General features: G+C 69.4%; 20 protein-coding genes and 3 pseudogenes. 11 read left to right on the top strand and 12 right to left on the bottom strand.

The window, feature by feature from the left end; genetic code table 11:
- Positions 1-4: 4 nt before the first annotated feature.
- From A6A29_RS39680 to A6A29_RS39655, 6 genes are all read right to left on the bottom strand, one after another.
- Positions 5-832 (bottom strand): class I SAM-dependent methyltransferase, encoded by an 828-nt coding sequence (locus A6A29_RS39680; protein WP_241838822.1) that lies wholly within the window; start codon positions 830-832, stop codon positions 5-7.
- Positions 829-3054 carry a cytochrome P450 gene (locus A6A29_RS39675; RefSeq protein WP_198953565.1) on the bottom strand — a complete coding sequence of 742 codons (2226 nt, stop codon included), beginning with the start codon at positions 3052-3054 and terminating at the stop codon, positions 829-831. Before A6A29_RS39675 ends, A6A29_RS39680 begins: the two co-directional genes overlap by 4 nt.
- Before the next feature lie 713 nt (positions 3055-3767).
- The gene (locus tag A6A29_RS39670) at positions 3768-5270 is read right to left on the bottom strand and encodes an alpha/beta hydrolase (RefSeq protein WP_073728404.1); all 1503 of its coding nucleotides are present in this window, start codon (positions 5268-5270) and stop codon (positions 3768-3770) included.
- Positions 5271-5486: 216 nt separating this feature from the next.
- Positions 5487-5945 carry an MmyB family transcriptional regulator gene (locus tag A6A29_RS45635; RefSeq protein WP_073728402.1) on the bottom strand — a complete coding sequence of 153 codons (459 nt, stop codon included), beginning with the start codon at positions 5943-5945 and terminating at the stop codon, positions 5487-5489.
- Positions 5946-5982: 37 nt separating this feature from the next.
- A complete protein-coding gene (locus A6A29_RS39660; RefSeq protein ID WP_073728400.1) occupies positions 5983-6624 on the bottom strand; it encodes a histidine phosphatase family protein in 642 nt (213 codons plus the stop codon).
- Between the two features lie 169 nt (positions 6625-6793).
- Entirely contained in the window at positions 6794-7810 is a 1017-nt protein-coding gene (locus A6A29_RS39655) for a S41 family peptidase (protein ID WP_073728398.1), read from the bottom strand.
- A gap of 308 nt (positions 7811-8118) precedes the next feature.
- Here A6A29_RS39655 and A6A29_RS39650 point away from each other — a divergent pair, with 308 nt between their 5' ends.
- The 6 genes and pseudogenes from A6A29_RS39650 to A6A29_RS39625 all read left to right on the top strand — a co-directional run bounded on the left by A6A29_RS39650 (position 8119) and on the right by A6A29_RS39625 (position 13391).
- Positions 8119-8646, top strand: a complete 528-nt coding sequence (locus tag A6A29_RS39650; RefSeq protein WP_073728886.1) for a DinB family protein — start codon at positions 8119-8121, stop codon at positions 8644-8646.
- A gap of 331 nt (positions 8647-8977) precedes the next feature.
- Positions 8978-9115 carry a hypothetical protein gene (locus A6A29_RS45630; protein ID WP_158074507.1) on the top strand — a complete coding sequence of 46 codons (138 nt, stop codon included), beginning with the start codon at positions 8978-8980 and terminating at the stop codon, positions 9113-9115.
- A gap of 119 nt (positions 9116-9234) precedes the next feature.
- Complete coding sequence (locus tag A6A29_RS39640; protein WP_073728394.1) at positions 9235-10122, top strand: DUF2268 domain-containing protein; 888 nt, start codon at positions 9235-9237, stop codon at positions 10120-10122.
- Positions 10123-10326: 204 nt separating this feature from the next.
- Positions 10327-11174, top strand: a pseudogene (locus A6A29_RS39635) (MerR family transcriptional regulator).
- Positions 11175-11698: 524 nt separating this feature from the next.
- Positions 11699-12634 carry a cytochrome P450 gene (locus A6A29_RS39630; protein WP_241838821.1) on the top strand — a complete coding sequence of 312 codons (936 nt, stop codon included), beginning with the start codon at positions 11699-11701 and terminating at the stop codon, positions 12632-12634.
- A 412-nt stretch (positions 12635-13046) separates the two neighbouring features.
- Entirely contained in the window at positions 13047-13391 is a 345-nt protein-coding gene (locus tag A6A29_RS39625) for a hypothetical protein (RefSeq protein WP_073728392.1), read from the top strand.
- A gap of 6 nt (positions 13392-13397) precedes the next feature.
- Here A6A29_RS39625 and A6A29_RS48300 read toward each other — a convergent pair.
- Positions 13398-13694 (bottom strand): annotated as a pseudogene (locus tag A6A29_RS48300) (LmrA/YxaF family transcription factor); the annotation flags it as partial.
- 148 nt (positions 13695-13842) lie between these two features.
- On the opposite strand from A6A29_RS48300, the pseudogene A6A29_RS47920 reads away from it, so the two are divergent.
- A pseudogene (locus tag A6A29_RS47920) lies at positions 13843-14049 on the top strand (NAD(P)-dependent oxidoreductase); the annotation flags it as partial.
- Positions 14044-14307, top strand: coding sequence for a nuclear transport factor 2 family protein (locus A6A29_RS47915; protein ID WP_338012919.1), 264 nt, complete (start codon positions 14044-14046; stop codon positions 14305-14307). The pseudogene A6A29_RS47920 and the gene A6A29_RS47915, both read left to right, overlap by 6 nt.
- Before the next feature lie 214 nt (positions 14308-14521).
- On the opposite strand, the gene cynR is transcribed toward A6A29_RS47915, so the two are convergent.
- A complete protein-coding gene (gene cynR / locus A6A29_RS39610) occupies positions 14522-15427 on the bottom strand; it encodes a transcriptional regulator CynR (protein WP_073728388.1) in 906 nt (301 codons plus the stop codon).
- Between the two features lie 123 nt (positions 15428-15550).
- Between cynR and A6A29_RS39605 the strand changes: the two genes are divergently transcribed.
- The 3 genes from A6A29_RS39605 to A6A29_RS39595 all read left to right on the top strand — a co-directional run bounded on the left by A6A29_RS39605 (position 15551) and on the right by A6A29_RS39595 (position 17359).
- Positions 15551-16150, top strand: a complete 600-nt coding sequence (locus A6A29_RS39605) for a carbonic anhydrase (RefSeq protein WP_073728386.1) — start codon at positions 15551-15553, stop codon at positions 16148-16150.
- A 120-nt stretch (positions 16151-16270) separates the two neighbouring features.
- Entirely contained in the window at positions 16271-16741 is a 471-nt protein-coding gene (gene cynS, locus A6A29_RS39600; protein ID WP_073728383.1) for a cyanase, read from the top strand.
- Positions 16742-16861: 120 nt separating this feature from the next.
- On the top strand, positions 16862-17359 hold the full coding sequence (locus A6A29_RS39595; RefSeq protein ID WP_073728381.1) for a nucleoside deaminase: 498 nt from the start codon (positions 16862-16864) through the stop codon (positions 17357-17359).
- Between the two features lie 70 nt (positions 17360-17429).
- Here A6A29_RS39595 and A6A29_RS39590 read toward each other — a convergent pair whose 3' ends face one another.
- From A6A29_RS39590 to A6A29_RS39575, 4 genes are all read right to left on the bottom strand, one after another.
- Entirely contained in the window at positions 17430-18248 is an 819-nt protein-coding gene (locus A6A29_RS39590; protein WP_241838820.1) for a hypothetical protein, read from the bottom strand.
- A 491-nt stretch (positions 18249-18739) separates the two neighbouring features.
- Positions 18740-20011, bottom strand: coding sequence for a glutamate-cysteine ligase family protein (locus A6A29_RS39585; protein WP_158074505.1), 1272 nt, complete (start codon positions 20009-20011; stop codon positions 18740-18742).
- A 77-nt stretch (positions 20012-20088) separates the two neighbouring features.
- Entirely contained in the window at positions 20089-21624 is a 1536-nt protein-coding gene (locus A6A29_RS39580) for a flavin monoamine oxidase family protein (RefSeq protein ID WP_073728375.1), read from the bottom strand.
- Positions 21625-22244: 620 nt separating this feature from the next.
- Positions 22245-23111, bottom strand: a complete 867-nt coding sequence (locus A6A29_RS39575) for an EamA family transporter (protein WP_198953562.1) — start codon at positions 23109-23111, stop codon at positions 22245-22247.
- Positions 23112-23134 lie beyond the last annotated feature (23 nt).

The raw sequence follows: 23134 nt of genomic DNA, 5'->3' as shown, positions 1-23134 counted from the left end.
GGGGTCATGTCTTCCTGCCCCAGGCGCTCACCATGGCCACGGCGGTGTCGGTGAAGCCGGGAGCGCGGTGCAGAGCGCGCATGGCCTCGATGTCCTCGTGCCGGAGAGTGCCGGCGGCGAGGTGCGCGGGAAGGGACTGTTCGAAGGTGGCCGTCCAGAAGGCATCGGTGGCACCGCCGTCACCGATCGTTCCGGGCGTGGTCCGGGCCCGGACGTCATGGAGGCCGATGCCCCGCAGTCGCTGTGGGAGGGTCTGGGCCCACCGCAGATCGGTGCCGACGGTGGTACGGAAGAGGACTTCGCCCGCCCGGGTGACCTTGCGGAGGATCGGGTGGGGTGAGGCATCGACGGGCTGCACGGTGAGGTCCTCGACGACGAGCCAGCCACCGGGGCGGACCCAGCGTGCCGCGCGTTCGAGAATCCGGTCGTGGTCCGGTAAGTGGCACAGCAGGGCGCGGGCGTGGACGAGGTCGAAGGAGGCGTCCGGGAAGTCCTCGGTGACGACGTCGTGCCGGAGGACCCGCACAGGTGCACCGGGCTGGAAGCGGAGGAACCGGATGTCGGTGTCGGTGGCGACGATGTGACCGCGGGGGCGATGAGCGGCCAGCCAGGCCGCGATGGATCCGGCACCCGCTCCCAGTTCCAGGCAGACCGCGGCCTCGGGCAGGGACAGGCCGACGAGGGCCTGGATGGTGGCGGGGTCGAACGCCGCTTCGAGCGTTCCCAGGCGCGACCGTTCGCCCGGGGTGTGATGGGCCACGTAACTGCTGCCGTACCCGCAGGGCGAGGGCAGGGCGGGCCGGTCGGAGGCCGGCTCGACGCGTGTGGTCACAGGGTCACATCCAGGCGTGGGGGGCAGCGCTTGACGAAGCCGGTCGGCCGGGGGGTGAATCCGGGCGCCCACCGCAGGTCGGGGAAGGCGTCGAGCAGGATGCGCAGGCCGGCGGTCAGTTCGGCACGGACCAGATGGGAGCCGAGGCAGAAGTGGCGGCCGGCGCCGAACGCGACGTGGGAGGAGGCCGCGCTGTACTCGCGGTCGATGCTGTCGGTGCGGTGGAGGTCGAACTCGTCGGGCAGCCGGAAGCGTTCCGGGTCGCGGTTGGCCGCCCCGATCAGACAGGCGACCGTCGCTCCGGCCGGAACGGTCCCGGAAGGCAGTTCCACCGCCTCGGACGTCTGGCGCAGCACCAGTTGCATGGGCGCGTCCCGGCGCAGGGTCTCGGTGAGCGCGTGGTCGACGAGTGCGGGGTCACGGCGGACGGCGTCCCGGACGCCGGGCTCGTCGAGGACGTTGACGATGAGGTTGGCCAGCCCCGCGTTGCTGGTTTCGCTGCCCGCGGTCAGCAGGATGGCGCAGCAGCCGCGGATGTACTCCTCGGACAACGGCTGCTCGTCGACGACGGAGTCGAACATCACCGAGATGAGGTCGTTGCCCGGCTGAGTGCGGCGGGCGTCCAGGTAGGGCTGGAGGTAGGCGTAGAAATCGTCACGGCTGGCCAGCCCGTAGGTGAGGAGGCCGGGGTCCTGGCGGTAGTTGCCGAGATAGGAGAAACCGACCTTGGTCCAGTTGCGCAGCCGGGCGACCTGCTCGGGGGTGTCGGTGGGCAGGCCGAGGAGGCGGGCGATCACCTGGACGGGCAGGGGAGTGGTGAATTCGGTGATGAGGTCGGCGGTGTCACGGCCGCGGAGCCGCTCGACCAGCGAGGTGGCGACCTCGGTGATGGAGTCGTGCATGACGGCCAGGGCCCGGCTGCGGAACTCCGGGGTGAGCAGGGCCCGGTGGGCGGTGTGCTCACGGCCGTCCATGGACACGATGCTGTGGCCCAGGAGCGGGGTGATCTGCCAGGTGTAGTTGGCGTTGGTGAACCGCTGGTCCGTCAAAGCGGTGCGGACATCCGCGTGGCGGCTCAGCAGCCAGGTGTCGGTCGGCTCGTCATAGGCGAGGGGGAACGCGGTGCGCAGCCGTTCGTACAGGGGATACGGGTCGGTCTCGAACTGCCGGGACTTCAGCGTCGGCGTCGCCTCCCCCGTGCGTACGGACCCGTGACGGTCCTGCGCGGGGATGCCGGACTGGAGGTGGTAGCGGGACGTGGTGCGGTGCCAGTCCACGCTGGCCGTCATCACCTGCTCCAACCGGCCGGCCGCCCGCGCCACGTCCGGACGGTCGGCTTCCGGGAGGTCCGCGTGCCCGAGGTGGCGCCGCTTGACGGCGGTGAAGTCGCTCACCGCCGTCGCCAGCATCTCGTGCGCGGCGTCCACGGCCGCCTGCGGAGTCAGGCTCCGTTCCTGCGCGAGGACCGTCACCAGGTTGAACCGTTCACCGAGGACGACGTCCTTCGCCACGGAGTGGATGTCGTTCGTCCACGACACGACATCGGCCGCCCGGTCCCGCAGTACTGGCCAGCAGCCCTGCCCGCACGGGTCGGCCGGCAGCACCAAGCCGTCGGCGGCTTCGATCAGGTCGAAGAACAGCGGCGCACCGAATGTGTGCCGGCGGATGCGTACGTACTCCTCGGACCCGATGTCGGCCGCCGTCTCCCGCATCCGCACCAGATCGCGCTGGGCGTCGAGATGGTGCAGGAGATGCCCGCGAAGCCGCTCCAGCCACGCCTCGTCGGCCAGGCGGCCCGTGCGCGGCCAGAGGTCGTCGATGAGCACGGTCAGCATCGGGTCGTGAACGCCGGCCCGGCCCTCCTGCCCGCGGGTGATCGCGTCCACCGCGGCGGAGAACCGGTCGAGGGCCCCGTCCTCGGCCCACGGGCCGTCATCGACGCGGTCGTCGAGGACCACCGCCCACAGGAACCAGTCCATCAGTACGGTGGCTCCGGCCCGGGGCGCCGTCCCGGTCAGCGCCACCCCCAGCCCCAGCAGCGACGTCTCGGCCAGCCGTGCCCCGCCCCGTGGGCCGATCAGCCCGAAGTCCTCACCCCACCGGATGGCGTGCGCCCGCAGCACCTCACTGTCGGGCCGCTCACCTGGCGTGCCGAAGGGCAGCCGCACTCGGGGGATGGCGAACGGCTCGGAGCCGATGAGGCTCGGAGAAGAGACGGGCACCACGTGGTCTCCTTGCGGGGCGGACGGGCACGGGCGGCCGCGCGGAGACACGGCCGCCCTGCACAACCGAGCACCGGGCGGCCGGGACACGGCTCCGCAAGCAGCCACTCGGCACGGCACCGCAAGATCACCTGATCGAGTCACGCCCGGCCGGAGTGCGCGGGTCTGCCGTCCGTACGACCGAGCCGCTTTCGGTCGGCCCGGCCTGCGGGTATCAGGACACCGTGCCGGAAGCATCGTTCTCCGGTTCATTCCTGCGACGGGCCCGCGCGCTGCTCCGTTTGGCCGTACCCCCCAGGACGGGCCCATCGGGAGCTCACATTGCAATGTTCAAGCGAACATTATTGTGTTAGAAATGAGCCGTGGGTGTCGCCGGTCGCTGGACCTGACCCAGCGGCCGACGCAGGGCTCCGCCCCGCTTTCCGGGGCGGAGCCCTCCCGTCGCACGATGCGCGGCGAAATAGCCCCCGTGTACGGAGACTTGGACGCGCCTGCCCGCAAAAGGCTGGTGCACGGGTGCGCGACGCCGGTGACCGGTGGGTGCGGAAACGGAACTCCCGCGACGGAGGCCGACTCATGCGTGCGGTCGTGATCTGCCCGGAGTTGTTTCCGGTCCGGGCTGCTGTTCCTGGGCACGGGGGAAGCGGTCCCGAAGGGCGGGAGCGCAGGCGTACGGCGTATCCGGTGCGCCTCCGCTCCCGGCCTTTCCCGGCTCAGCCCTTGAGGCCGGTCAGGTAGGTGTCGATCACCCGCATCGCCTCCTCCGGGGCGCCCCTGCGGTAGAGCCAGTGGCCCACCAGGTCCATGGTGAACAGGGACGCCTTCGGGAAGGCGTTCGTCATACGGCGCGCACCTGTCAGCGGAGTCGCCAGGTCATGGGTGGCGTTGACCACGAGTACGGGCGGGAGGTCACCCTCCGCCCGGGCGGGACGGGGCTTCGGCGGCATGGTCCAGCCCTGGCAGCCGAGGACCAGGTCCAGGGCCTGGGTGTTGTAACGGACGTGCGGGGCGGCCTTCGCGACCCGCTGGCGGATGGCCCGGTACTGGGCGTAGTCGCGGATCCGGAAGTCGTAGTCCCGGCACAGCACCAACTGTGCGGCGGGGTCGGTGCTGCTGCTGGTCCAGCGGACCTCGCCCTTTCCGGTGTGCAGGGCGGCCAGCTGCCGTGCCGTCCCCTCCGGGTTCCACACCCGGAGTTCGCCGGTGAGGAAGTCGGACAGCCGATCGGCGTCGACCTTCGTCCGCGTCGGTCCCTTGGGGCCCGGCTCAAGGAGCGTGCCCGCGTCGGCGCGGGCGAACAGCTGATCGGTGACGGCCGTCAGCTCCTGGTCCTTCAGCGCGCAGGCCGCGTCCTCGGCGCACCAGGCAGCGAGCTTCTCCAAGGTGCTGTTGAGAGTGACGCTGCCGTCGGTGAGGTAGCGCTCGGCGTCCGGCCGGTCGGGGTCCATCGCGCTGTCGAGGGCCAGTGCGCGCAGGTTCCCCGGGAACAGGCGGGCGTAACGCTCGCCGAGGAACGTGCCGTAGGAGTGGCCGAGGAAGCTGATCCGGCGTTCGCCGAGGGCGGCGCGGATCGCGTCCATGTCGCGGGCCACGCTCTCGCCGTCCATATGGGCGGCGAGCGGGCCCGTCCGCTTGAGGCAGCTGTCCGCCAGTCGGCCGTTCAGGGTGCGCAACCGCGCGAACCCGGCCGCGTCGCGGGGGCGGGCCGGGACCGGGTCGTTGATCGTCTCGTCGCAACGGGCGCCCTGGCTGCGGCCGACGCCGCGGGGGTCGAAGCCGATCATGTCGAAGCGCTGGAGCATGGCCGGGGAGTAGCCCCCGACGGGGTCGTCCGCGTACAGCGCGTCATCGGCCCCGGGCGCCCCGGGACCGCCCGGGTTCGACATCAGGACACCGATCCGCCGCGCGGGGCCGGTGGCCCGGTAGCGGGCGACGAAGATGCCGATCTTCGGGCCCGTCGGCTTCGACCAGTCGAGCGGAACCTTGACCGTCGCACACTGTGCCTTCGGGCTGGGATCGGGGTAGGGCGGATCGGCCTTGGGGCAGGGGCCCCAACTGATCGGCGGGGCAGGGGCGGTGGCGCCGGCAGGCTCCTGGGCGGTTGCCGTTCCGGGAACGGCCAGGGCGGCCGAGGCGGACAGGGCCAGGAGCGCGGAGAGTATCCCCCGTCTCGGGTGGGGGTTCGGGTTGGTGTTCACACGCATGCTCGTGTTCATGCGCGTCACTGTTCCGGCCCCGCATGATGGCGCCTCGATGGGCACATGGTGAGGACGTAACAGGGCGGCCCCTCACCGGACCGGCGAGACCTCCTGAACCGAACGCGGTTCAGGGCGTGTTGAGTGCGGCCGTCGGGTGCGGGCTGCCGGCGGGAGGGGGTGCCCCCGCGGTCCGCCGGATCGCGCTCGGACGACGACCGCCTCGCGCGCCGGTTGTCAGTCGGTTGTCCGGGAGACGGCCCCCTGGGTGTCCGCGGTCCAGGAGGCGAGGATGCGCAGGGCGTCATGGGAGGCGGTGCCGGGCTCGGCGGTCCAGACCACCAACTGCTGATCGGGGTCGTTCGCGCAGGCGAGGGCGTCCCGGTCGAGGGCCAACTCGCCCGCTACCGGGTCGCGCAGCACTTTGCTGCCCCTGTTCCTGGTGGCGATGTGACGGCCCCCCCGCCGGCGGCGGAAGCCGTCGTCACGCAGGGAGAGCTCACCGACGAGGGTGGCCATGCGTGGGTCCTGGGAGTTGCGACCGGCTTCCGTCCTGAGCATGGCAACGCAGGAGTGCGCGGTGTTTTTCCAGTCCGCGTGAATCACCTTCATGGCGGGGTCCGAGAAAACCATCCACGCGTAATTGCGATTCCTCTCGGGAATTCCGGAGAAGTCGATGAGCAGGGCGGCGGCCATGGGATTCCAGGAGAGAATGTCGCGGGCCGGGTTGAGGTCAGCCGGCTTCGGCGGGATCGAGATGACGGGTGTCACCGAGGCTGACGACGTGTCGATTGTGGAAGAAGTCGTCTTCGTGCAGGGTGGTGATGCTCCCGGAGGGCGCCCTGAAGCCGGCGTATCCGGCCGACTCAAGTGGCATCCTGATCCAGGACGCCACAACGCATGTCAGGGAACCGCCGTGCGTCACGATGATCTGGTGCTCGCACGGGCTCCGCAGGATCTCGTCCATGGCCGCGTAGATCCGCTGGGCCCATACCGCCTTGGTCTCGGAGCCCGCCACGCCCTCGTCGTGATCCATCCGCTCCCCGACGGCCGGCGGCGGGACGAACCGCCGGTCCAGCCACTCCTGCGGCTTGCCCTCCGCTTCTCCGTAGGACTTCTCCCGCAGCCTCGGGTCCAGGACCGGTTGCACGCCAAACAGTTCGGCCACCTCCTCGGCCGTCTGCCGGGTGCGCCGCAGATCCGAGGAGTACAGCTCGACCTCGGCGTCGTCCGGGACGACGGCCCGTAGCGCTTGGGCGATAGAGGCCGCCGCGCGGACACCGGTGGGCGTCAGCCGCGAGTCGTGCCATCCACCGACGACCTTTTCGACGTGGTGCGTCGCTTCCGGATGGGTGACGACGTAGAGAGTGCGCATGAGTGTGGGCCCTTCGTGTGGGTGGAGCCTCGCCCGGCCATGGTGCGCAGACGACGGGCAGTGGCCGCCGACCGCGTTCATCCCGGCCCGCCGTCGTCCACGCGGAGCGCGCCTTGACAGCAGGCGCCGGCCGGGGCTTCTCGGCCAACGGTCTTGTGGGTTGGGTGGTTCAGGGGGTCCGGCATGCCTTTCGGGTCTTCAGCCAGTCCGTGGCGGCTTCGAGGGCCTGGTCGTCTCCGCGTGTTTCCGGGACTTCCACATCGGGTGTGATGGGCCCGTCGTACACGTGGCCGGTCCGGTCGGCTTCGCGTGCCACGGTCAGGATGACCAACGCGCCGTCGGACAGGCGGTACGGCGCGTTCGCGGTGGGGACACCGGCCGTCGCCTCTCCGAACGTACGGGTGTCGGGGCGGCCCCGGAACGCGATGGTCACGGCCTCTGCGGCGCTCGCGGTCCTGCGGCTCGTCAGGACAGCCACCGGCGGCGCCGGTCGGGCGAGGGATTCGGCCGGCCCCCAGTCGTCCGAGTGCTGACGGGGGGTGCCGTTGTCGATCGTCCACGGGGACCTCTTGCCGTCCGCGTAGACGGCTGCGCCAACGGTGCCGTCCCCGAGTATCGGCCCCACGGAGGCGAGCGGCCCCCACATGTCCCCGCCGCTGTTGCTCCGCAGATCGACAACCCAGCCGCAGGCGCCTTGGGCGTCCATCCCACCCACGGTGGAGCGTGCCGAGCGGACGTACGGCGCGGCCACACGGGCGGAAGGGACCGGGGGCAGCATCAGATAGCCGATGCCGCCGGGCAGCCGGCGCCCTTCGGGGAGCATCAGATCGTCAGTCGGTGTGTTGAGGGCCTGGGAGGCTTCTTCCGGATCGAAGAAGGTGCTGTGCCGGTCGCCCAGGTCCCGCAGGGCCCGCCGGATCGACGCGTACGTCCCGGCAGGCGTCCGCGCGCTCTCCGCGCGCGTGAAGGCGTCCCGGCGTACCTTCGGCCAGTCCACGTCCGCGGTGACCAGGGAGCGTTTCTCCATCACGTCCAGGGCGGAGGTGAGGTAGGTCCTGGCCTTCGGTGCCATCCCGCCGCCCGGGTCGGTTCCGGTCCCTCCGGCGCACCCCGCCGTCGCCAGCAGAACCGACACCAGGGCCGCCTCCGCGAACCCGGGCCTCCGGGGCCTCGTCGACGTCCTCACTGCACACACTCCTGCTCCGGCCATGGCCACGGCGGCACCGAGAGATCACCCACTCGCAGGCCCCCTGCATCCTAAGGGCGACGAACTCCGGTTCGGTGGCCGCCTTCCGCCCGGTGGTGGTCCACGCCCTGGTCCTGGGACCGGCAGCCGACAACGGCCCCTACGGCTATACCTCCGTGCCGTCGCAGCGCTCGCAGCCGACGTCCGCGTCCGCGACCGTGCAGCGATCGGAGAACGCCGGATCCCGCCCGGCCACGCTGCCATCCTGTCTGCTTGAACCCTCCTGGACGGCGGTGCAGGGTGGATCCATGACATGGACAGCGCCACCGGTCGAGCGCAGCAATCAGCTGGGTGACCTGGGTACCGTGACCGAGCGTCGGATGCTGGAGGGCTGGCTGGGCCGGCACCGGGAAACGTTGCTGGCCAAGTGCGCCGGGCTGCAGCAGGCCCAGTTGGCGCGGACGACCGTGGAGCCGTCGAACCTCACCCTCCTGGGCCTGGTCCGGCACATGGCGGAGATGGAGCGATGGTGGTTCAGGCGAAGTTTCGCAGGTGAGGCCATCGGCGATGTCTTCGCCGGCCCGTCGGACGGCGACGAGGGACTCGACGGAGTTCACGCGGCTGATGCGCAGAGGGACTTCGGGCTGTTGCGGGCGGAGGTCGAAGCGTGCGACGTGGCAGCGGCCGGGCACGACCTCGACGAGACCTTCGTGTCCTCGCGCGGAGTCTCCCTCAGCCTGCGCTGGGTCTACGTATTGATGATCCAGGAGTACGCCCGCCACAACGGCCACGCCGACTTCCTACGGGAGCGGACCGACGGAGCAACGGGTGACTGAACTTGTCAGCTGAGGCGGTCGGCCCGGTCGAGAAGGTATCGCTGCTCCGCGCCACAGGTACAGTGCCGCGATCCGGGGCCAAGTCCGTCCGCTTCGGCGACGCGGCCGTCGCGTGCACGGCTGCGATCGCTGCCTGCACCTGGTACGGGCCCACCTCTCCCCGGGTCCAGACGCTGTTGATCAGGCCGGTCACGCCGGCGTCGTCCGGGAGGCAGTCGTGGACCATGAGGGTCAGCCGGATCGCTCGGTGGGTCAGGCCGACGCGGGCCGGCCGGTGGCCGGTGGAGGCCGTCCGTCCGGCGTCCTACGTACCGTGGGTGCTGACAGCCGGATGGCTGAGGCCCTCGCTGCTGACGAACTCGCCGGCATCGATCAGTTCCTTCTCGAACTCCTGGTACGCGGCGAAGGCGACCAGCGCCTCATCGGACGGGGCGTCGGCGGTAGCGGCGTCCCGGGCGGCGGCCGGTGAAAGCGGTGTCCCCCGTACGAGGGGAAGCCACCGCGCAGCCGATCTGCCGCATCGAGCAACGTTTCCTTCCGCGGCACGGCTTGACCCTCCTGCAACAGGAGGCCCTACGGTCCCAGGCCATGAAGATTGTTGTTCATGACACGGCGTCCGCCATGTTCGATCTGCTGCGACGACCGTTGGAGGAACGGCCCGACGCCCTGCGGGAACTGCTCAGTCCGCTCCAGAGCGCGATGTCCGCGGTGGGTGATCTGGACATGGTCAAGATGCATCAGATGGGCAGTGGCTTCCGGATCGATCGCGAGGACCCGCGCTACCTGGCAGCCCTGAGCCGGATGCGGGAAGCGGGGGTGTGGAACCAGATCGAGAACTGCCTCGCCGCAGCGTGGGAGCGACTGAGCGGTGAGGTGCCCGGAATCAGGAGCGCCGAGACCGTACATGTCGTCCTGGTGCTCGGAGACCCCGATGACGACCTCCTGACGGTCCGCAACGCCGGCTACTTCGGCATGGGCGGTATCCCGGGGGCGATCCAACTGACGATGTGGCCCACCGCGACCAGCCTGGCGAAGATCGGTTACGCCGCCGCACACGAGCTGCACCACAACGTGCGTTACGCCAATGTCGTCTGGAACCCGCTGACGGTCACGGTCGGCGAGCAGGTCGTGGCCGAAGGACTGGCCGAGGCGTTCGTCCGGGAACTGGCGGGCGAGCGGGCCATGGGGCCCTGGGCGACGGCGCTGTCCGGTGCGGAACTGGACGACGTCCACGAGAAGCTCTCGGCCGGGATCGATGTGGCCGGGATGCAGAACCTGCCCGCGTACGTGTACGGCGACGCCACCGCGCGGCACCTGGGGCAGCAGCCCGTCGGACTGCCCGACTTCGCCGGTTACGCGGGCGGCCTCCGCATCGTGGACGCCCATCTGGCGGCCTCCGGCCTGACCGCCGCCCGGAGCACCGCGCTGCCGGCACGCGACATCCTCACGAACGCGGGCGTGGCGACCGGCGCGTGAGCCACTCGGCCGGATCGCGCGGCGAGGCGGAGGAGAACGACCTGGGCGCGGCGGGCATCGCAGCGGACGGACCGGAACACGAAAGGGCACCGCACCGGGATGCGAGACGGGAGCATCACGCCGAACCGCTCGCCACGTCGCGGCAGCTTCGGGAGTGCGGGGCCCGGAAGTCCTGGCATCGGCGAGGTGAACGACACTGAGCCGATGACGAGCAATGCCCGCGAGCACGAGCCGGCCTTCACCGGGGAGGGCGCCGAACCGCCCGGTCCCGACGGGCTTACCGTCGGCCGGACGGCTGCGCTCGTCGGGGTCAGTGTGAAGACGCTGCACCACTGGGACGCGATCGGTCTCGTGAGTCCGAGCGAGCGTACCTGGGCCGGGTACCGGGTGTACTCGGGCGACGACATCGCCCGTATCCACCGCGTCCTTGTCTACCGGGAACTCGGGTCTCCGCTCGCCGAGATCGGCCGGGTCCTCGACGACCCGGACGCCGATGCGCGCGACCACCTGCGTCGGCAGCGGGCACAGCTCGTGGAACGTATCGCCCGCCTGCAGAAGATGGTCGGCGCGGTCGATCGCATGATGGAGGCGTCGAGACCCGGGATGAGACTGACCCCCCAGGAACAGGTCGACATCTTCGGCGCCGACTGGCAGCCCGCCTGGGCCGAACAGGCCGAGGCCCGCTGGGGCGACAGCGCGCAGTGGACGCAGTACGCCGAGCGGGCGGCCGGGATGACACCGCAGGACTGGAAGGCGGTAGCGGCAGCGAACGACGCCCTGAACGCCGACCTCGCCACGGCGAAGTACGCCGGTGTCGCACCCGGGTCCGACGAAGCGAACGCCCTCGCGGAGCGGCACCGTGCCTTGATCTCGGGGTACTTCGACTGCACGCACTCGATGCAGGCGTGCATGGGGCGGATGTACGTCGGTGATGCCGGGTATGCCGATGCCTACGACGCACTCGCGCCGGGCCTCACCCTCTGGCTGCGCGACGTGTCTTCGCGAACGCCGCAGTCCACGGCGTCGACCCGGAATCCGCGCGGTGGGAGTGATCGCGGAGCCTGACAGCCCTCGCAAGGGACCCTTCTCCCGGAGCCGGAGCCGGAGCTGGAGCCGGAGCAGGATCGGGACGGTCCGGAGCTGAAGCCGCGGCGCGTGGGGTGACACCGAGGTGAAGCCGGGCTGAAGCCGGGCGCGGCCAAGCTCTGCCGCATGACCTCACGACGGGGCTCCACCCCGGAACACCGGTACGCAGGCGAAAGGCAGACCGTCACGACCACCGTCCACCTCACACCTGAGCAGGTCCAGAACACGGCCGCCGGCTACGCGGAACTTCGCGAGCGCCCCGAACTGCCCCAAGTCGTCCTCCCCGGCCTCCGGACCCCCGTCCGGCTCGTCACCCGGTACGCCGACGTCAAGGCCGCTCTCACGGAGCCGCGGCTCGTCCCTGACCGCGGGGCGATACCGAGCGAACGCGAAGAGGCCGGCCCGCAGGACGAGTTGATGGATGCCGCCTCCGCCGGCCTGCCCGCCGAATACGTGAAGTACTTCGCCGGACATCTCGCCCTCTTCGACGGTGAGGAGCACGCGCGCCGCCGCGCCCCGCTCACCAGGGCGTTCACCGCCCGCAGGATCGCCGCCCTGCGCGAGTTCGTCGAGCGCACCGCCGACGGGCTGCTGGGCGGCGGAGCGGAACGGCGGCCGTACGGATCTGCTCGGGGAGTTCGCGTACCCCCTCAGCACCCATGTCATCTGCGAACTCGTCGGTGTCGACGAGCGGGACCGCGACCAGGTCTGCGCGTGGATCCGCGACTTCGCGTACGGCGACGGAAGCCGTACGGGCGAGGCGCTGGTCGGGATCGTGGAGTACTGCAAGGAGCTCATCGCCCGCCGCAGGGCCGCCTCCGCCGAGGACCTGATCTCCGCTCTCGTCGAAGGGGCCCGGGAGAGCGAGGGCCCGCTCAGCGACGACGAACTGGCCGGCATTGTCTTCCTGCTCATCGATACCGGTATCACCCCGCCCGCGCTCTTCCTCGCCCACGGCGCGCTCGCGCTGCTCGACCACCCCGTGCAGGCGGCCAGGCTCCATGCCGAGCCCGAACTGCTCCGGCGGGCCGTGCCCGAACTCCTGCGGCACATCACCCTCGTACGGATCGGTGCCACGCTGTACGCCGAGGAGGACTTCGACTTCGCGGGGACCCCCTTGAAGACGGGCGAGGCCGTGACGGTGGCCCTGCTCGCCGTCGACCAGGACTCCGAGGAGTACGGGGAGAGCGCCGAACAGCTCGACATCACGCGCGAGTTCGGCCGGGGCGACGGCCACCTGGCCTTCGGGCACGGCGCGCACTACTGCATCGGCGCCGCGCTCGGCAGGCTCGTCACCTCTGTCGTCCTGGACCGGCTGTTCGTCAGCCGCGACAGCCTCCGGCTCGCAGTCGCCCGCGAGGAACTGGAGTTCGGCCACTGGCCGGCCGACGGCTTCCACCTGCTGAGCCTGCCGGTCACCCTGTGAGAGATCTCCTTCGCCCTGTCCCTGTCCGCTCGGCCAGCAACGACAGTGCCACGGGCCCCAGTTCGTCCCGCCAGGGCGGCGTACCCCGAAACCGGGTAGGCGTATGCCGCGCTGTCGGCGTCCTCGGCGGCCTGCCGGGAGCGGGTGGAGGACATCGTCGGCCGGAAACTGCGCAGGCAGCGGAACCGGCCGACGAGGGCGATGAGCCGCACCCCGTCCCCGTACGGTCGCGGGCCGGTCTGGCGGTCTCTCCGGCGAACGAGTTCTCCACCGCCGACCGACCGGCGTCGGGTGCTGCATGGAGTGGTGCCCTGAAAGCTGACTGGCAGTGGATGTGCCGGGTTTTGTGCGTTATGAGATGTTTCGGCGCGCCTGCTCGCGTTGCGCATTCGAACAGGTGGAGCATTCGCGTGTGCCGAAGAACAGTGTCGTTTTCCCTTTCCCGCAGGATCTGCGGGAGGCCCAGCTCGCCCTCCATCAGACCCGTGCCGAGTACGAGGAGTACGCCCGGACCCTGCCGTGGTCGGTGGAGCCGATGCCGGGGTGGGAGACGGACAAGCAGCTCCACAGCACCTACGTCTCCGCCAAGCCCGAGAGCCCCGGCTACTCGGACGAGCAGGCACAGCGGATCGCCGACTACCGTGCCCGGCTGCTGGAGCTGTCCGTCAGGGTGTCGACGCACCCGTTCTGGGAGACCGTGGGCTCCGGGGATGTGGTGGCTGCCCGGATGGCACTGAAGCACGCCCACGAGGCGTAGCCGTGGTTATTGATGGAGCGTGATCAATCGGGCGAGGCGCTTGCCCGCGATTTCCAGTGGCTCCTTGCTTCGGAAAACCTGCGCTGCCAGTTCGGCGCCTTCGATTGCGCTGATCACCGTGTGGGCCAGGTCGTGTGCGTAGCTTTCGCTTATGCCGGAGGAGCGTAGCTTGTCGTGCACGAGGCTCCTCCAGCGGGCGAATGCCTCCGCGGCGGCCATCTGAATGTCCGGAACGCGGCCTGCCGTGCCGAGTGATGTCGTGGTGATCGGGCAGTCGTCGATCCGGTCGGAGGCGCACAGACCTTCGGCGAGGGTGCGTCACAGGGCGGCGATGGCCCGAGCCGCGTCTTCCTCGTGGCCGAGTGCGGCGCCCAGCAGTACCAGATCCGGATGGAGCTGTTCTGGACGAGCATGACGGCCTGGCTTCTTCGATGGCGGGGCCGAGGCGAACGGCATCGCGGTCGAGGAGATCCTGCCGTACTCGGTGGACGTGGCGGGCTCGTTGCCGGACTTCTTCCGGTTCTACGCGCCGCGGCTCGTCGTCGGGGACAACACGGGCGACGTGGATCGACTCGCCATAAGGGTGGCCGGCATGGCGCATGTGGTGGACACGGTGCGGGCCGCAGGGGTGGATGCCGCTCTGCCCGAAGCGGTGCTCGGCGGCTTCCGCCTGACCGGCAAGGAGGCGTACGACGCCGCCATCGAAGGCCCGGGTTTCGTCCCGCCGCCCCAATTGGAGGTCGTGCGCATGGTCGAGGAGGACGACGTGGTCATGGCGGAGCTCACCGGAACGGTGAAGCGCGAGACGGGAGAGGTGATCCGCATGTCGATGGCCGAGGTGTTCCGCATGCGTGACGCGAAGATCTGCGAGCGCCGCGCCTGGGTGGTCGAGCTCAAGAAGAACGACTACAGCTGAACCACCTCCTGCAGTGACCACTTCACTCCACTTCACTCCACGTCCCGACCCGGGCCCGCCGTCACCACATCTGCGCCCTCAAGGCGCACCCGCAGTCGCGCTGCTGTTCGCGAGATTCGGCCGCGCCGTCGTCGGGCACCGGCGGCGGTGACACGGACGGTACGTGCGCCTCGACGCCAGGTTGTACGGCCGGCTCGTCCCGCGGTTGTGCGGGTCAGGCGGGGGAGTAGCGGCGGGCATGGACGATGTGCTGGGTGAGGCGGGTGAAGGCGCGGGCGGCGGCGCTCCGGTACGCGCTTTCCCGTCGCAGGAGCGCGGCGGTGCGGGTGGGCAGGGCCGGTTCCAGGGGGACGGGTGTGAGGTGGGGGTGGTCGTGGGTGATGGCGTCGGGCAGGACGGTGGCCAGTTCGGTGCGCCGGACGATTTCGGTGAGGGCCTGGATGGAGTTGGCCTCCACGGTGATGCTCGGCTTCACCCGGTGGGTGCTGAAGTAGTCATCGATATGGCTGCGCGTGGCGAAGTCGCCGCTGAGCAGCGCGAGTTGGCTGTTGCTGAGGTCGTGGACAGGCATCGGCTCCTTGGGCTCGGTCCCGGCCTGCCGGGTGCCGGTGACGAGGCTGAGGGTTTCGGTGAACAAGGGAGTCGCGGCGATGCCGGGCAGGTGGGGGCCGTGGAAGGCGATGCCGAGGTCGAGTTCGTCGGACAGCAGGCCGGTCTCGATGCGGTCCTGGGGCATCTCCTTGACGTTCAGGGTGATGCCGGGGTGGCGGGAGTGGAGCTCGGCGGTGAGAGGGCCGATGAGGTAGGCGGTGAAGGTGGGCGTGAGCGCCAGTCGGAGGTGGCCGCGGGAGAGGTCCGCGACGTCCAGAACGGCACGCTCTGCGGCGGCCAGGTCATGGAGGGCGTGGCGGGCGTAGTGGGTGTAGGTCTCGCCGGCGTCGGTGAGGCGTACGGTGCGCCCGCTGCGGTCGAGGAGCTGTGCGCCGACGGCGCGTTCCAGCTGTTTGATCTGCTGGGAGAGCGTGGGCTGGGAGATACGCAGTTCTTCGGCGGCGCGGGTGAAGCTGGCGTGCTCGGCCACGGCGAGCAGGTACCGCAGATGGCGGAGGTCCGGGGTCATGACTCAACTATAGATGTCATCGATAGCAAGCATTGATATTGCGTCTTGGACGCTATAGGTACAGGTCATGCATGGTGGATCTCGTCAGCCCCACGGGGCGGACACCCACCGAAGGAAGTGACCATGCAAGACCTCACCGACGGCGTCGCGCGATTCCAGCGGGACGTCTACCCGGCCAAGGAGGAGCTCTTCGCCCACCTGGCCGATACCCACCGCCCGACCACACTGTTCATCAGCTGCTCCGACGCCCGTGTGGTGCCGGAGCTGATCACCCAGAGCGAGCCGGGCGAGCTGTTCGTCATCCGCACCGCCGGAAACCTCGTCCCCGCCTACACGCCGGGCCCGGACGGCGTGGCGGCCAGCGTCGAGTACGCCGTCGCCGTCCTGGGAGTGAGCGACATCGTGGTCTGCGGGCACTCCGCCTGCGGCGCGATGACCGCCCTCGCCGAGCACCACGACCTCAGCGCCGCCCCGGCGATCGCGGACTGGCTGCGTCACGCGGATGCCTCCCGAGCCCGCGCCGCTGCCGAGACCGGTGCCGAGCAGGTGAATGCCCTGGTGCGGGGGAACGTGCGCGCCCAGCTGGTGAACCTGGCCACCCACCCCTCGGTGGCACGCGCCCTGGCCGCGGGCACGGTCACCCTGCACGGTTGGGTCTACGACATACCCACAGGCGCCGTCGAGGACCTGGAGGCTTCCCGGCCGGCCGCCCGCGCCGCCTGACACCGGGCCTCGAAAACCTGCTCCTGTGCCCCGGACCGTCCCGGGAGCACTGCCTGAACCCCAATACCCGCCGTTCCCCCTTCTCTCGGCGAGCGGCACCAACCGAAAGGAACACTTCTCATGGTGCACGCCCAGTTCGACAACTCCGCCCGTCAGGCCCTGTCCATCAAGGCCGTTGATGCCAAGGTGCGCAAGGACCTGTCGTGGCAGCAGATCGCCGACGTCGCGGGCTTCTCCGTCGCGTTCGTCACCGCCGCCGTGCTCGGCCAGCACCCGCTGCCCGAGGCTTCGGCCAAGGCCGTCGCCGAGCTCCTGGATCTGGATGCCGACGACGTGATGATCCTGCAGACGATCCCGACCCGCGGATCCATTCCCGGCGGCATCCCCACCGACCCGACCATCTACCGCTTCTACGAGATGCTCCAGGTCTACGGCACCACCCTCAAGGCGCTGGTCCACGAGCAGCTCGGCGACGGAATCATCAGCGCCATCAACTTCAAGCTCGACGTGAAGAAGGTCGCCGACCCCGAGGGCGGCGAGCGCGCCGTCATCACCCTGGACGGCAAGTACCTGCCGACCAAGCCCTTCTGACCAGGCTTCCGCCAGGCCGAACCCGGGGCGGGCCACCGTAAGTGATGCCACCCGCCCGCCCCGGCCTCCATCCTCATCACCCGCCGGGCGGCCCCGCCGCCCCATCCCCGGAGGAACTCCATGGACTTCGCACAGCGCACGATCGATATCGCCCGCCGCAACGTCGAAGAGGGCGGCCGCCCGTTCGCGACCGTCATCGTCAAGGACGGCCAGATCCTGGCGGAGAGCCCGAACCTGGTCGCGCAGACCAGCGACCCCACCGCGCACGCCGAGATCCTCGCCATCCGCGACGCCTGCACCAAGCTCGGCACCGAGCATCTGACCGGCGCCACCATCTACGTCCTCGCGCACCCGTGCCCGATGTGCCTGGGCTCGCTCTATTACTGTTCCCCGGACGAAGTCGTCTTCCTGACCACCCGGGACGCCTACGAGCCGCACTACGTCGACGACCGCAAGTACTTCGAACTCGACTCCTTCTATGGCGAGTTCGCCAAGGACTACACCGAGCGACGCCTGCCCATGTGCCACGAGGCACGCGATGCCGCCACCGATGTCTACAAGGCGTGGCAGCGGCGCAACGGCGGCGAGCGCCGCGTGGCCGACGCGCCGACGGCCTGACCTCCGTCCGGCTTCCGCCTGATCACCGCCCGCGCCCGGCGCGATCGATTCGAGTCGCCCGCGGGACGAATCACCATCCGCCTTCGAAGAAGGCCAGGAGTGCCGGTGCCGGATCTGCCGCGGTGGCCGTGTTCGCCACAGCGACAACGATGACGAACAGCGACAACAACGCGGAGAGAGCTCCGAACGACCCCCACACGCGCCTGGTCCGCCTGTCGGACGACTCCGTCCTCGCAAACCTCATCCACAGCGCGACGCTCATGCCGATGAGGACGAGCGCCACGATCGAACCGACAACGGCCATCGCTACGTGATACCGAGCGAAGTCGCTGGTCATCAGGTCAAGGGCGGGTGAGGTGTGGGCACCCGTGCTCAGGGAGTCGGCCAGTTGCTGCCTGACCTGATCGAGCGTATCGGCGAGCTCGCCGTCGGATGCGCCGACCGTCAGCAGCGGCAACAGCGAGGAGAGGGGCGCCACCGCCCCCTGGATGTTGGCCATGAGCGTCACCAACGAGAGCAGCGCGAGCATCGTGACAAGAACGCCGGCCGACGCGAGGGCGGCTCTTCTCCCCGCTCCTGGACCGCCGGCCTTCAGGAACGCCTTCCAGAGGCGAACACCGAACGCAACGAGTACGAGCAGCAGGATCGCAGCGATCACGGCCTTGACCACGTGGTAGCGGAACCAGTAGTCGACCACCCTCTCCAAGTCCGGGGACAATTCCCGGTCGCCGGAACTCCAGTACCCGACGAGCGCCTCGCGGACGGCTTCGGTGAGGTGGTGACTATCAGCGAGGCCGTCGTCCGCCCCGCTCGCCGCCAGCATGCCCGGGGCGACGACGAATGCGGCGACGAGAGCGGCGACGAGGGCCACAGCGAGGGTGACGAGCACTGCCGGTGTGCGGGCGGAGATACCGGCGTATCGCGTCGGGGCTACGGGGCTGTGCAAGGAGGTTCCTTCGGCTCGCTGGAGTGTGTGACGGCGCGCCGGTCCCTGCGGGTTCGCCGGTTGAGGAGTTCGGCGCGACAGAGCCCCGGAACCAGGACGTTCGATGCGCGGTTCCGCCACAGTTGCTGGACCGGCCAGGACGACATCTCAGATGCTGTTGTCCTGCCCCTCACCCTTTCTTACCGGCGGTCGCCCGGTCACTGGGGGACACCGCAGGCTTGGGGGTAGGGCCTGCCCCACCTCGCAGAACAGGACGAGGTGGGACGGGTCGTGGCGCAGCGGGCGGTACTCGGGGCGGGGGGCTCCGCCCTCGGCGCACCCGGACCGTCGCAGGCCCGCCGGGGCCTGTCGTACCGCTTCTCCATGGGCCAACGCCCGTAGCCATCCGTGGCGTCGCCGCGTTGCCGAGCGCTCTCGCCAGGACGGAACGCTCTTCAGACGCGGAATGCCGTCACATACCGTTGGGGGTCTCGGCGCAGATCCGTCTCCCAGAGGTGCAGGGTCTGTTCCGCGAAGGTCCGTCCCGTGGCGAGGATTTCGTCGAGCGGGTCGAGGTAGTCCACTACCCGGGCGGGTTCCAGGCCGGCTCTGACCCGGGCCGTCAGACCCTGGCGGGCCAGGCGGAGCAGTTCTGTGGCGAGATCGTGGATACGGTCGTTGCCCAGCCTCGTCCGCAGTCCTTCGCGTGGGAGGTTGCGCAGGGCATCTTCGTGGTCCCGCAGGGTGTGGTGGCCGAGCAGGTTCCAGGCGGCGTCGCGTGACGGTGCGTGGTAGCTGAGACCTACCCACAAGGCCGGCACGGCTGGGATGTGGTGGAAATGAGGTCCGTCGGCACCGCGCAGTTCGAGGGTGCTGCGTACATGAACATTCGTCCAGATCTGCGACAGGTGAGCATTCCAGTCATGCATCGTGGGCATGGTTCCGTCGTCGAAGCCCTTGTCCAGGATGGTGGCGAAGGAGCGGTCGGGGGCCGCGTGGTACGCGCCGTCGGCGGCCCGGTGGTAGAGCATGGGAACCTGCAGGGCCCAGTCGACGACATCTTCGATCCCGACGTCCGGGCGCAGGGCAGGGGGCAGCGTGCCGCAGCGGCGCGGGTCCATGCGCAGCCACGCGTCCGAGCGGTGCGACAGGAGTCCGTTCGAAAGCCCGCCCTGGAGCGGTGAGTTGACCAATAGCGCGGCTACTACGGGGGCGGCGGCCGTGTGCATGCGCAGTTTGTGGCTGAAGTCCTGCCTGTCCAAGTAGTCCACGTGGACCTGGGTGGAGAGCGATGTCGTCATGATCTGTTCGGCGCCGCTCCCGGCGGGTCCCAGGCGCTGGAAGAAGTCACGCATGAGCCCGCCGCGGGTGGAGGGCACCCAGCCGATGGTGGCGGTGTCGTCGAAGGGGAGGTTGGCGCCGGGCAGGAGCGCCAGACCGAACCGGCCGACAAGATCCGCGAGCCGCTGCAACGTGTCGCGTGCGTCATCCACCGCGCTCTGCAGATTGGGCGCGGGGGTCGATGAGTATTCCACCTGCCCGCCGTGTTCGAGGGTGATCTGAGTGCCGCTCTCCAGCCGGATACCGGTCAGCAGTCCCGCATCCTCCAGACGCTCACCGCCCCACTCCTCAAGAACTGTCTCCAGGACCGCCAGCGTCCCGTTCTTGCCCTCGTAGGGAGTGGCACGCCCGGTGTCGGGTGAGACGAGGCCGGACTCGATTTCCATGCCTACCTGCTCCGTCGCCGCCGGCGACGGAGCCATGACGGTGGAGAGGTCTTCGTGGTTCAAGGCGGCCCTTCCGGTCATGCCGCCCCCACGGGGGCGGCGGCTTCTGCGTGCTGCCGCATGCCGAGTAGTTGGCTGACGACATGGAGAGCTGACTGCGCCGCGCCCTGGCACCATGCGTGCGCACCGGACAGGTGCTCACCGGCGAAGAAGACGCGTGGGTCCTCGACGGGGTGCGGAGAGCCGAGCGCTTCGAGATGGCGGCCGTGCTCGCCCGGCCGCAGGTGTGCGAAGGCACCACCGCCCATTCCTGCCTGCTCACCCCAGTTCCAGTGGACGATGTCATCGACGTCCTCGGCGATGCCGGGGTGGAGCTGTTCCAGACCGTCCAGGACCAGGCGGTCACGATCGTCGGACGACATCGCGGCGAAGCGGCTGGCATTGGCCCCCCAGAGGTACGCCCCGAGAAGGGCCGTGGGCGCTTCGGAGCGCTGCGGGTCCTGGGCGGTCCAGCGTGGCGTGAGGCCGTCGGGACTCTCACCAGCGGGGCGGGCGTTGTCCGAGGGATACCAGCACTGCTGGATCGGGAGATCGGTGAAGCTGCCCCCTCCGAACAGGCCGTCGCGCGACTCCCACCTGCGGCGCGTCAGGTGCAGCAGGCTCTTGGAGCTGCTGGCGTAACTGATACCCCGGATCGCCTGACGCTGATGGTGGGGCAGGCCGGGCAGGAACGCGATCCGGTCGAGTGCGGGAGCGGGGACGCAACAGATGACGAAGTCGAAGTCGTTCTCGAACGACGTTCCCATCCGCTGGCCACGCACCGACGCCCCTCGGCCGGTCAGAGCGATTTCTCTGATGTCGGTGGACAACCGGACCGTGTTCGGGACCAGTCGCTCCACGAAAGCGCGCACCAGGGAATCCATTCCGTCAACCAGTTCCAACTGGGTGGTGTGGAACAGACCGAAATGATCGACGAGGACCTCCAGCAGCGAAGAGTGCTCGTAGTGAACCAGCCCTGTGGCATGTCCTACGAAGTCCCAGGCATCCTTTGACATGTGTTCGTGCACGAACTGCCACAACGATACAGACACCAGTCGGCCGAGAGCCGGATCATCCCACTGACCCTGCAGCACGCGGCGCTGCTGCTCGAAGCTCAGCGTTTCCCATACTGTTCGCAGCAGGCGGTCGAGAAGCAGAAGAGGAGGCTCCTCCTCGTTGCTCCGCAAGTCGAAACCCGCATAGAGATGATGCGCGTTACGCATCCGGACTCTCCGCCCTCGCAGGTGGTAGTAAGCGTCCGGGTTCGAGTTGATGAATGGGCGAACTCTCAAACCGAACTCGTGGACATACTGCAACACGCAGTGATGATTATCGGGAATGCGCATCGCACCCAACTCCGCGTGCGTGTCGTCCCAGAAACGATGGGTGCGGACCCGGCCGCCAGGCCGGCTCGCCCTCTCGTACACCACCACGTCGTAGCCGCGATGCTGCAACTCGTAGGCCGCCACAAGTCCGGCGACACCGGCGCCGATCACCGCCACCCGGCCCAAGCCGCCGCCCATTCGCACCCGCTCCCGCAGGTCGGACGGGAATGCGTAGCTTTCGTCGAACATGACGTTCCCCCATCTGGCCAGCCTGAATCCGGCCGATCCGTCTTCCGTGCACCGCAGGCGAAACAATGGTCCCAACGGGAACGCGGGCCTGACGTGCTTTCACGCGGCGGTGCGGCGAGCAGTACACCACCACCCAACGAATCCGATCAAGACCACCTTCACCGAAAAGGAGCAGTGGGCACTTGCCCCTCTGTACCAGTCATCCGGGCCATTTCAGGGACCGAAAGGGCAAGATCGGCAGATCGATACGGCCGACGCGCATTTGTGTATGTGATCAATGGCTGTTCCGGGCGACGCGCAACCGCTTGAGGCCCGGTCCGAGCTGATGAAGGGTATCTTCCCGGCCCTCCGATCACGGAGGCCGCACCTCTGGTGCTCCAGCCGTGGATCGGGTGACCTTGCGGCTCGGCCGTCCGTCAGGAGGCTGATGGGTTTCTGCTCGTCGCGCCGGCTTTATCGGGGTTGGCCTCGCCGTTACGGTCGAGATGAGGCCGGAGGCGGGGAGGAACGACGAAAGTGCCATCTGAGCTGGGACGATGAGCCTTGTCGAGGGGTTCTGTCGGTCCAAGCGGAAAGCACTTTCTGCGTGCAGGGCATCGGTTCTCGCCCCAAGCTCCACATCAAGGATGGGCGAGTTCCAGGACGGCTATGCCTGTCAGTACAGCCGCGCTCGCAGCCAGGCGCAGGCGGCCGAAGCGTTCACGGAACATGAGGGTGGCGATGAGCGCGGCAATGAGGATGCTGGTCTCGCGCAGGGCGGCGATCGTGGCGAGGTCGCCGTGGGCTTGTGCCCAGATGACCAGTCCGTAGGCGAGCAGGGAGAGGGTGCCGCCCAGCAGGCCCACAGCGAGGTCTGGCCGGAGCTGGGCGGGCAGGGAGCGGCCACGGCGCGCCAGGGCGAGAAGTGGCAGGACCGGTCCTTGGAGGAGGAAGAGCCAGGCGATGTATCCGGCCACCGTCTCCGAGTGGCGTACCCCGGTGCCGTCGATGACGGTGTACGCGGCGATGACCGCGCCGGTGGCCACCGCTGCGGCCAGCGCGGGCAGCTGGGCGCGTCCGGGCCACCCGTTGGCGAAGGCCAGCCCCGTCAGACCTGCGGAGATGGCCACGATGCCCGCGGTCTCGACCGCGGTCAGGGACTGGCCCAGGATGCTCACTGCGGCGAAAGCGACCAGCAGCGGAGCAGTGCCGCGGGCCAGCGGGTACATCTGACCGAAGTCGCCGAGCTGGTAGGCGCGCAGCAGGAAGAGCTGTGAGAGCACCTCAAGGACGGCCGAGGTCAGGATGAACGGCCACGCCGAGGCATGAGGAAACGGGACGAAGCAGACCATGACGGCCGCGCATCCGGTATAGGCGAGGTTGATCAGCGTGAAGCCGACAAGCTTGTCGGGGATGCGGTGAGCCATGGCATTCCACACGGCATGCAGGACGGCGGCGCTGAGCACCGCCGCAGGAACGAAGGCGCCCGCGGGCAGGAAAGAGGGCATGGAGAGGGAACTCCTGACGGCCA

This window comes from Streptomyces sp. TSRI0281 (genome assembly GCF_001905125.1).
In the GTDB taxonomy this organism is placed as follows: domain Bacteria; phylum Actinomycetota; class Actinomycetes; order Streptomycetales; family Streptomycetaceae; genus Streptomyces.
Note: the sequence above shows the minus strand (reverse complement) of the source record. Positions and strands in the feature narration are given on the sequence as shown.

What these genes read in the sequence shown, in the direction of transcription:
- A6A29_RS39670 (WP_073728404.1), bottom strand. Translation starts at nt 5,270, where the DNA reads ATGAACACGAGCATGCGTGTGAACACCAACCCGAACCCCCACCCGAGA.
- A6A29_RS45635 (WP_073728402.1), bottom strand. Translation starts at nt 5,945, where the DNA reads ATGGCCGCCGCCCTGCTCATCGACTTCTCCGGAATTCCCGAGAGGAAT.
- A6A29_RS39660 (WP_073728400.1), bottom strand. Translation starts at nt 6,624, where the DNA reads ATGCGCACTCTCTACGTCGTCACCCATCCGGAAGCGACGCACCACGTC.
- A6A29_RS39650 (WP_073728886.1), top strand. Translation starts at nt 8,119, where the DNA reads ATGACATGGACAGCGCCACCGGTCGAGCGCAGCAATCAGCTGGGTGAC.
- A6A29_RS45630 (WP_158074507.1), top strand. Translation starts at nt 8,978, where the DNA reads ATGGCTGAGGCCCTCGCTGCTGACGAACTCGCCGGCATCGATCAGTTC.
- A6A29_RS39640 (WP_073728394.1), top strand. Translation starts at nt 9,235, where the DNA reads ATGAAGATTGTTGTTCATGACACGGCGTCCGCCATGTTCGATCTGCTG.
- cynR (WP_073728388.1), bottom strand. Translation starts at nt 15,427, where the DNA reads ATGACCCCGGACCTCCGCCATCTGCGGTACCTGCTCGCCGTGGCCGAG.
- A6A29_RS39605 (WP_073728386.1), top strand. Translation starts at nt 15,551, where the DNA reads ATGCAAGACCTCACCGACGGCGTCGCGCGATTCCAGCGGGACGTCTAC.
- cynS (WP_073728383.1), top strand. Translation starts at nt 16,271, where the DNA reads ATGGTGCACGCCCAGTTCGACAACTCCGCCCGTCAGGCCCTGTCCATC.
- A6A29_RS39595 (WP_073728381.1), top strand. Translation starts at nt 16,862, where the DNA reads ATGGACTTCGCACAGCGCACGATCGATATCGCCCGCCGCAACGTCGAA.
- A6A29_RS39585 (WP_158074505.1), bottom strand. Translation starts at nt 20,011, where the DNA reads ATGGAAATCGAGTCCGGCCTCGTCTCACCCGACACCGGGCGTGCCACT.
- A6A29_RS39580 (WP_073728375.1), bottom strand. Translation starts at nt 21,624, where the DNA reads ATGTTCGACGAAAGCTACGCATTCCCGTCCGACCTGCGGGAGCGGGTG.
- A6A29_RS39575 (WP_198953562.1), bottom strand. Translation starts at nt 23,111, where the DNA reads ATGCCCTCTTTCCTGCCCGCGGGCGCCTTCGTTCCTGCGGCGGTGCTC.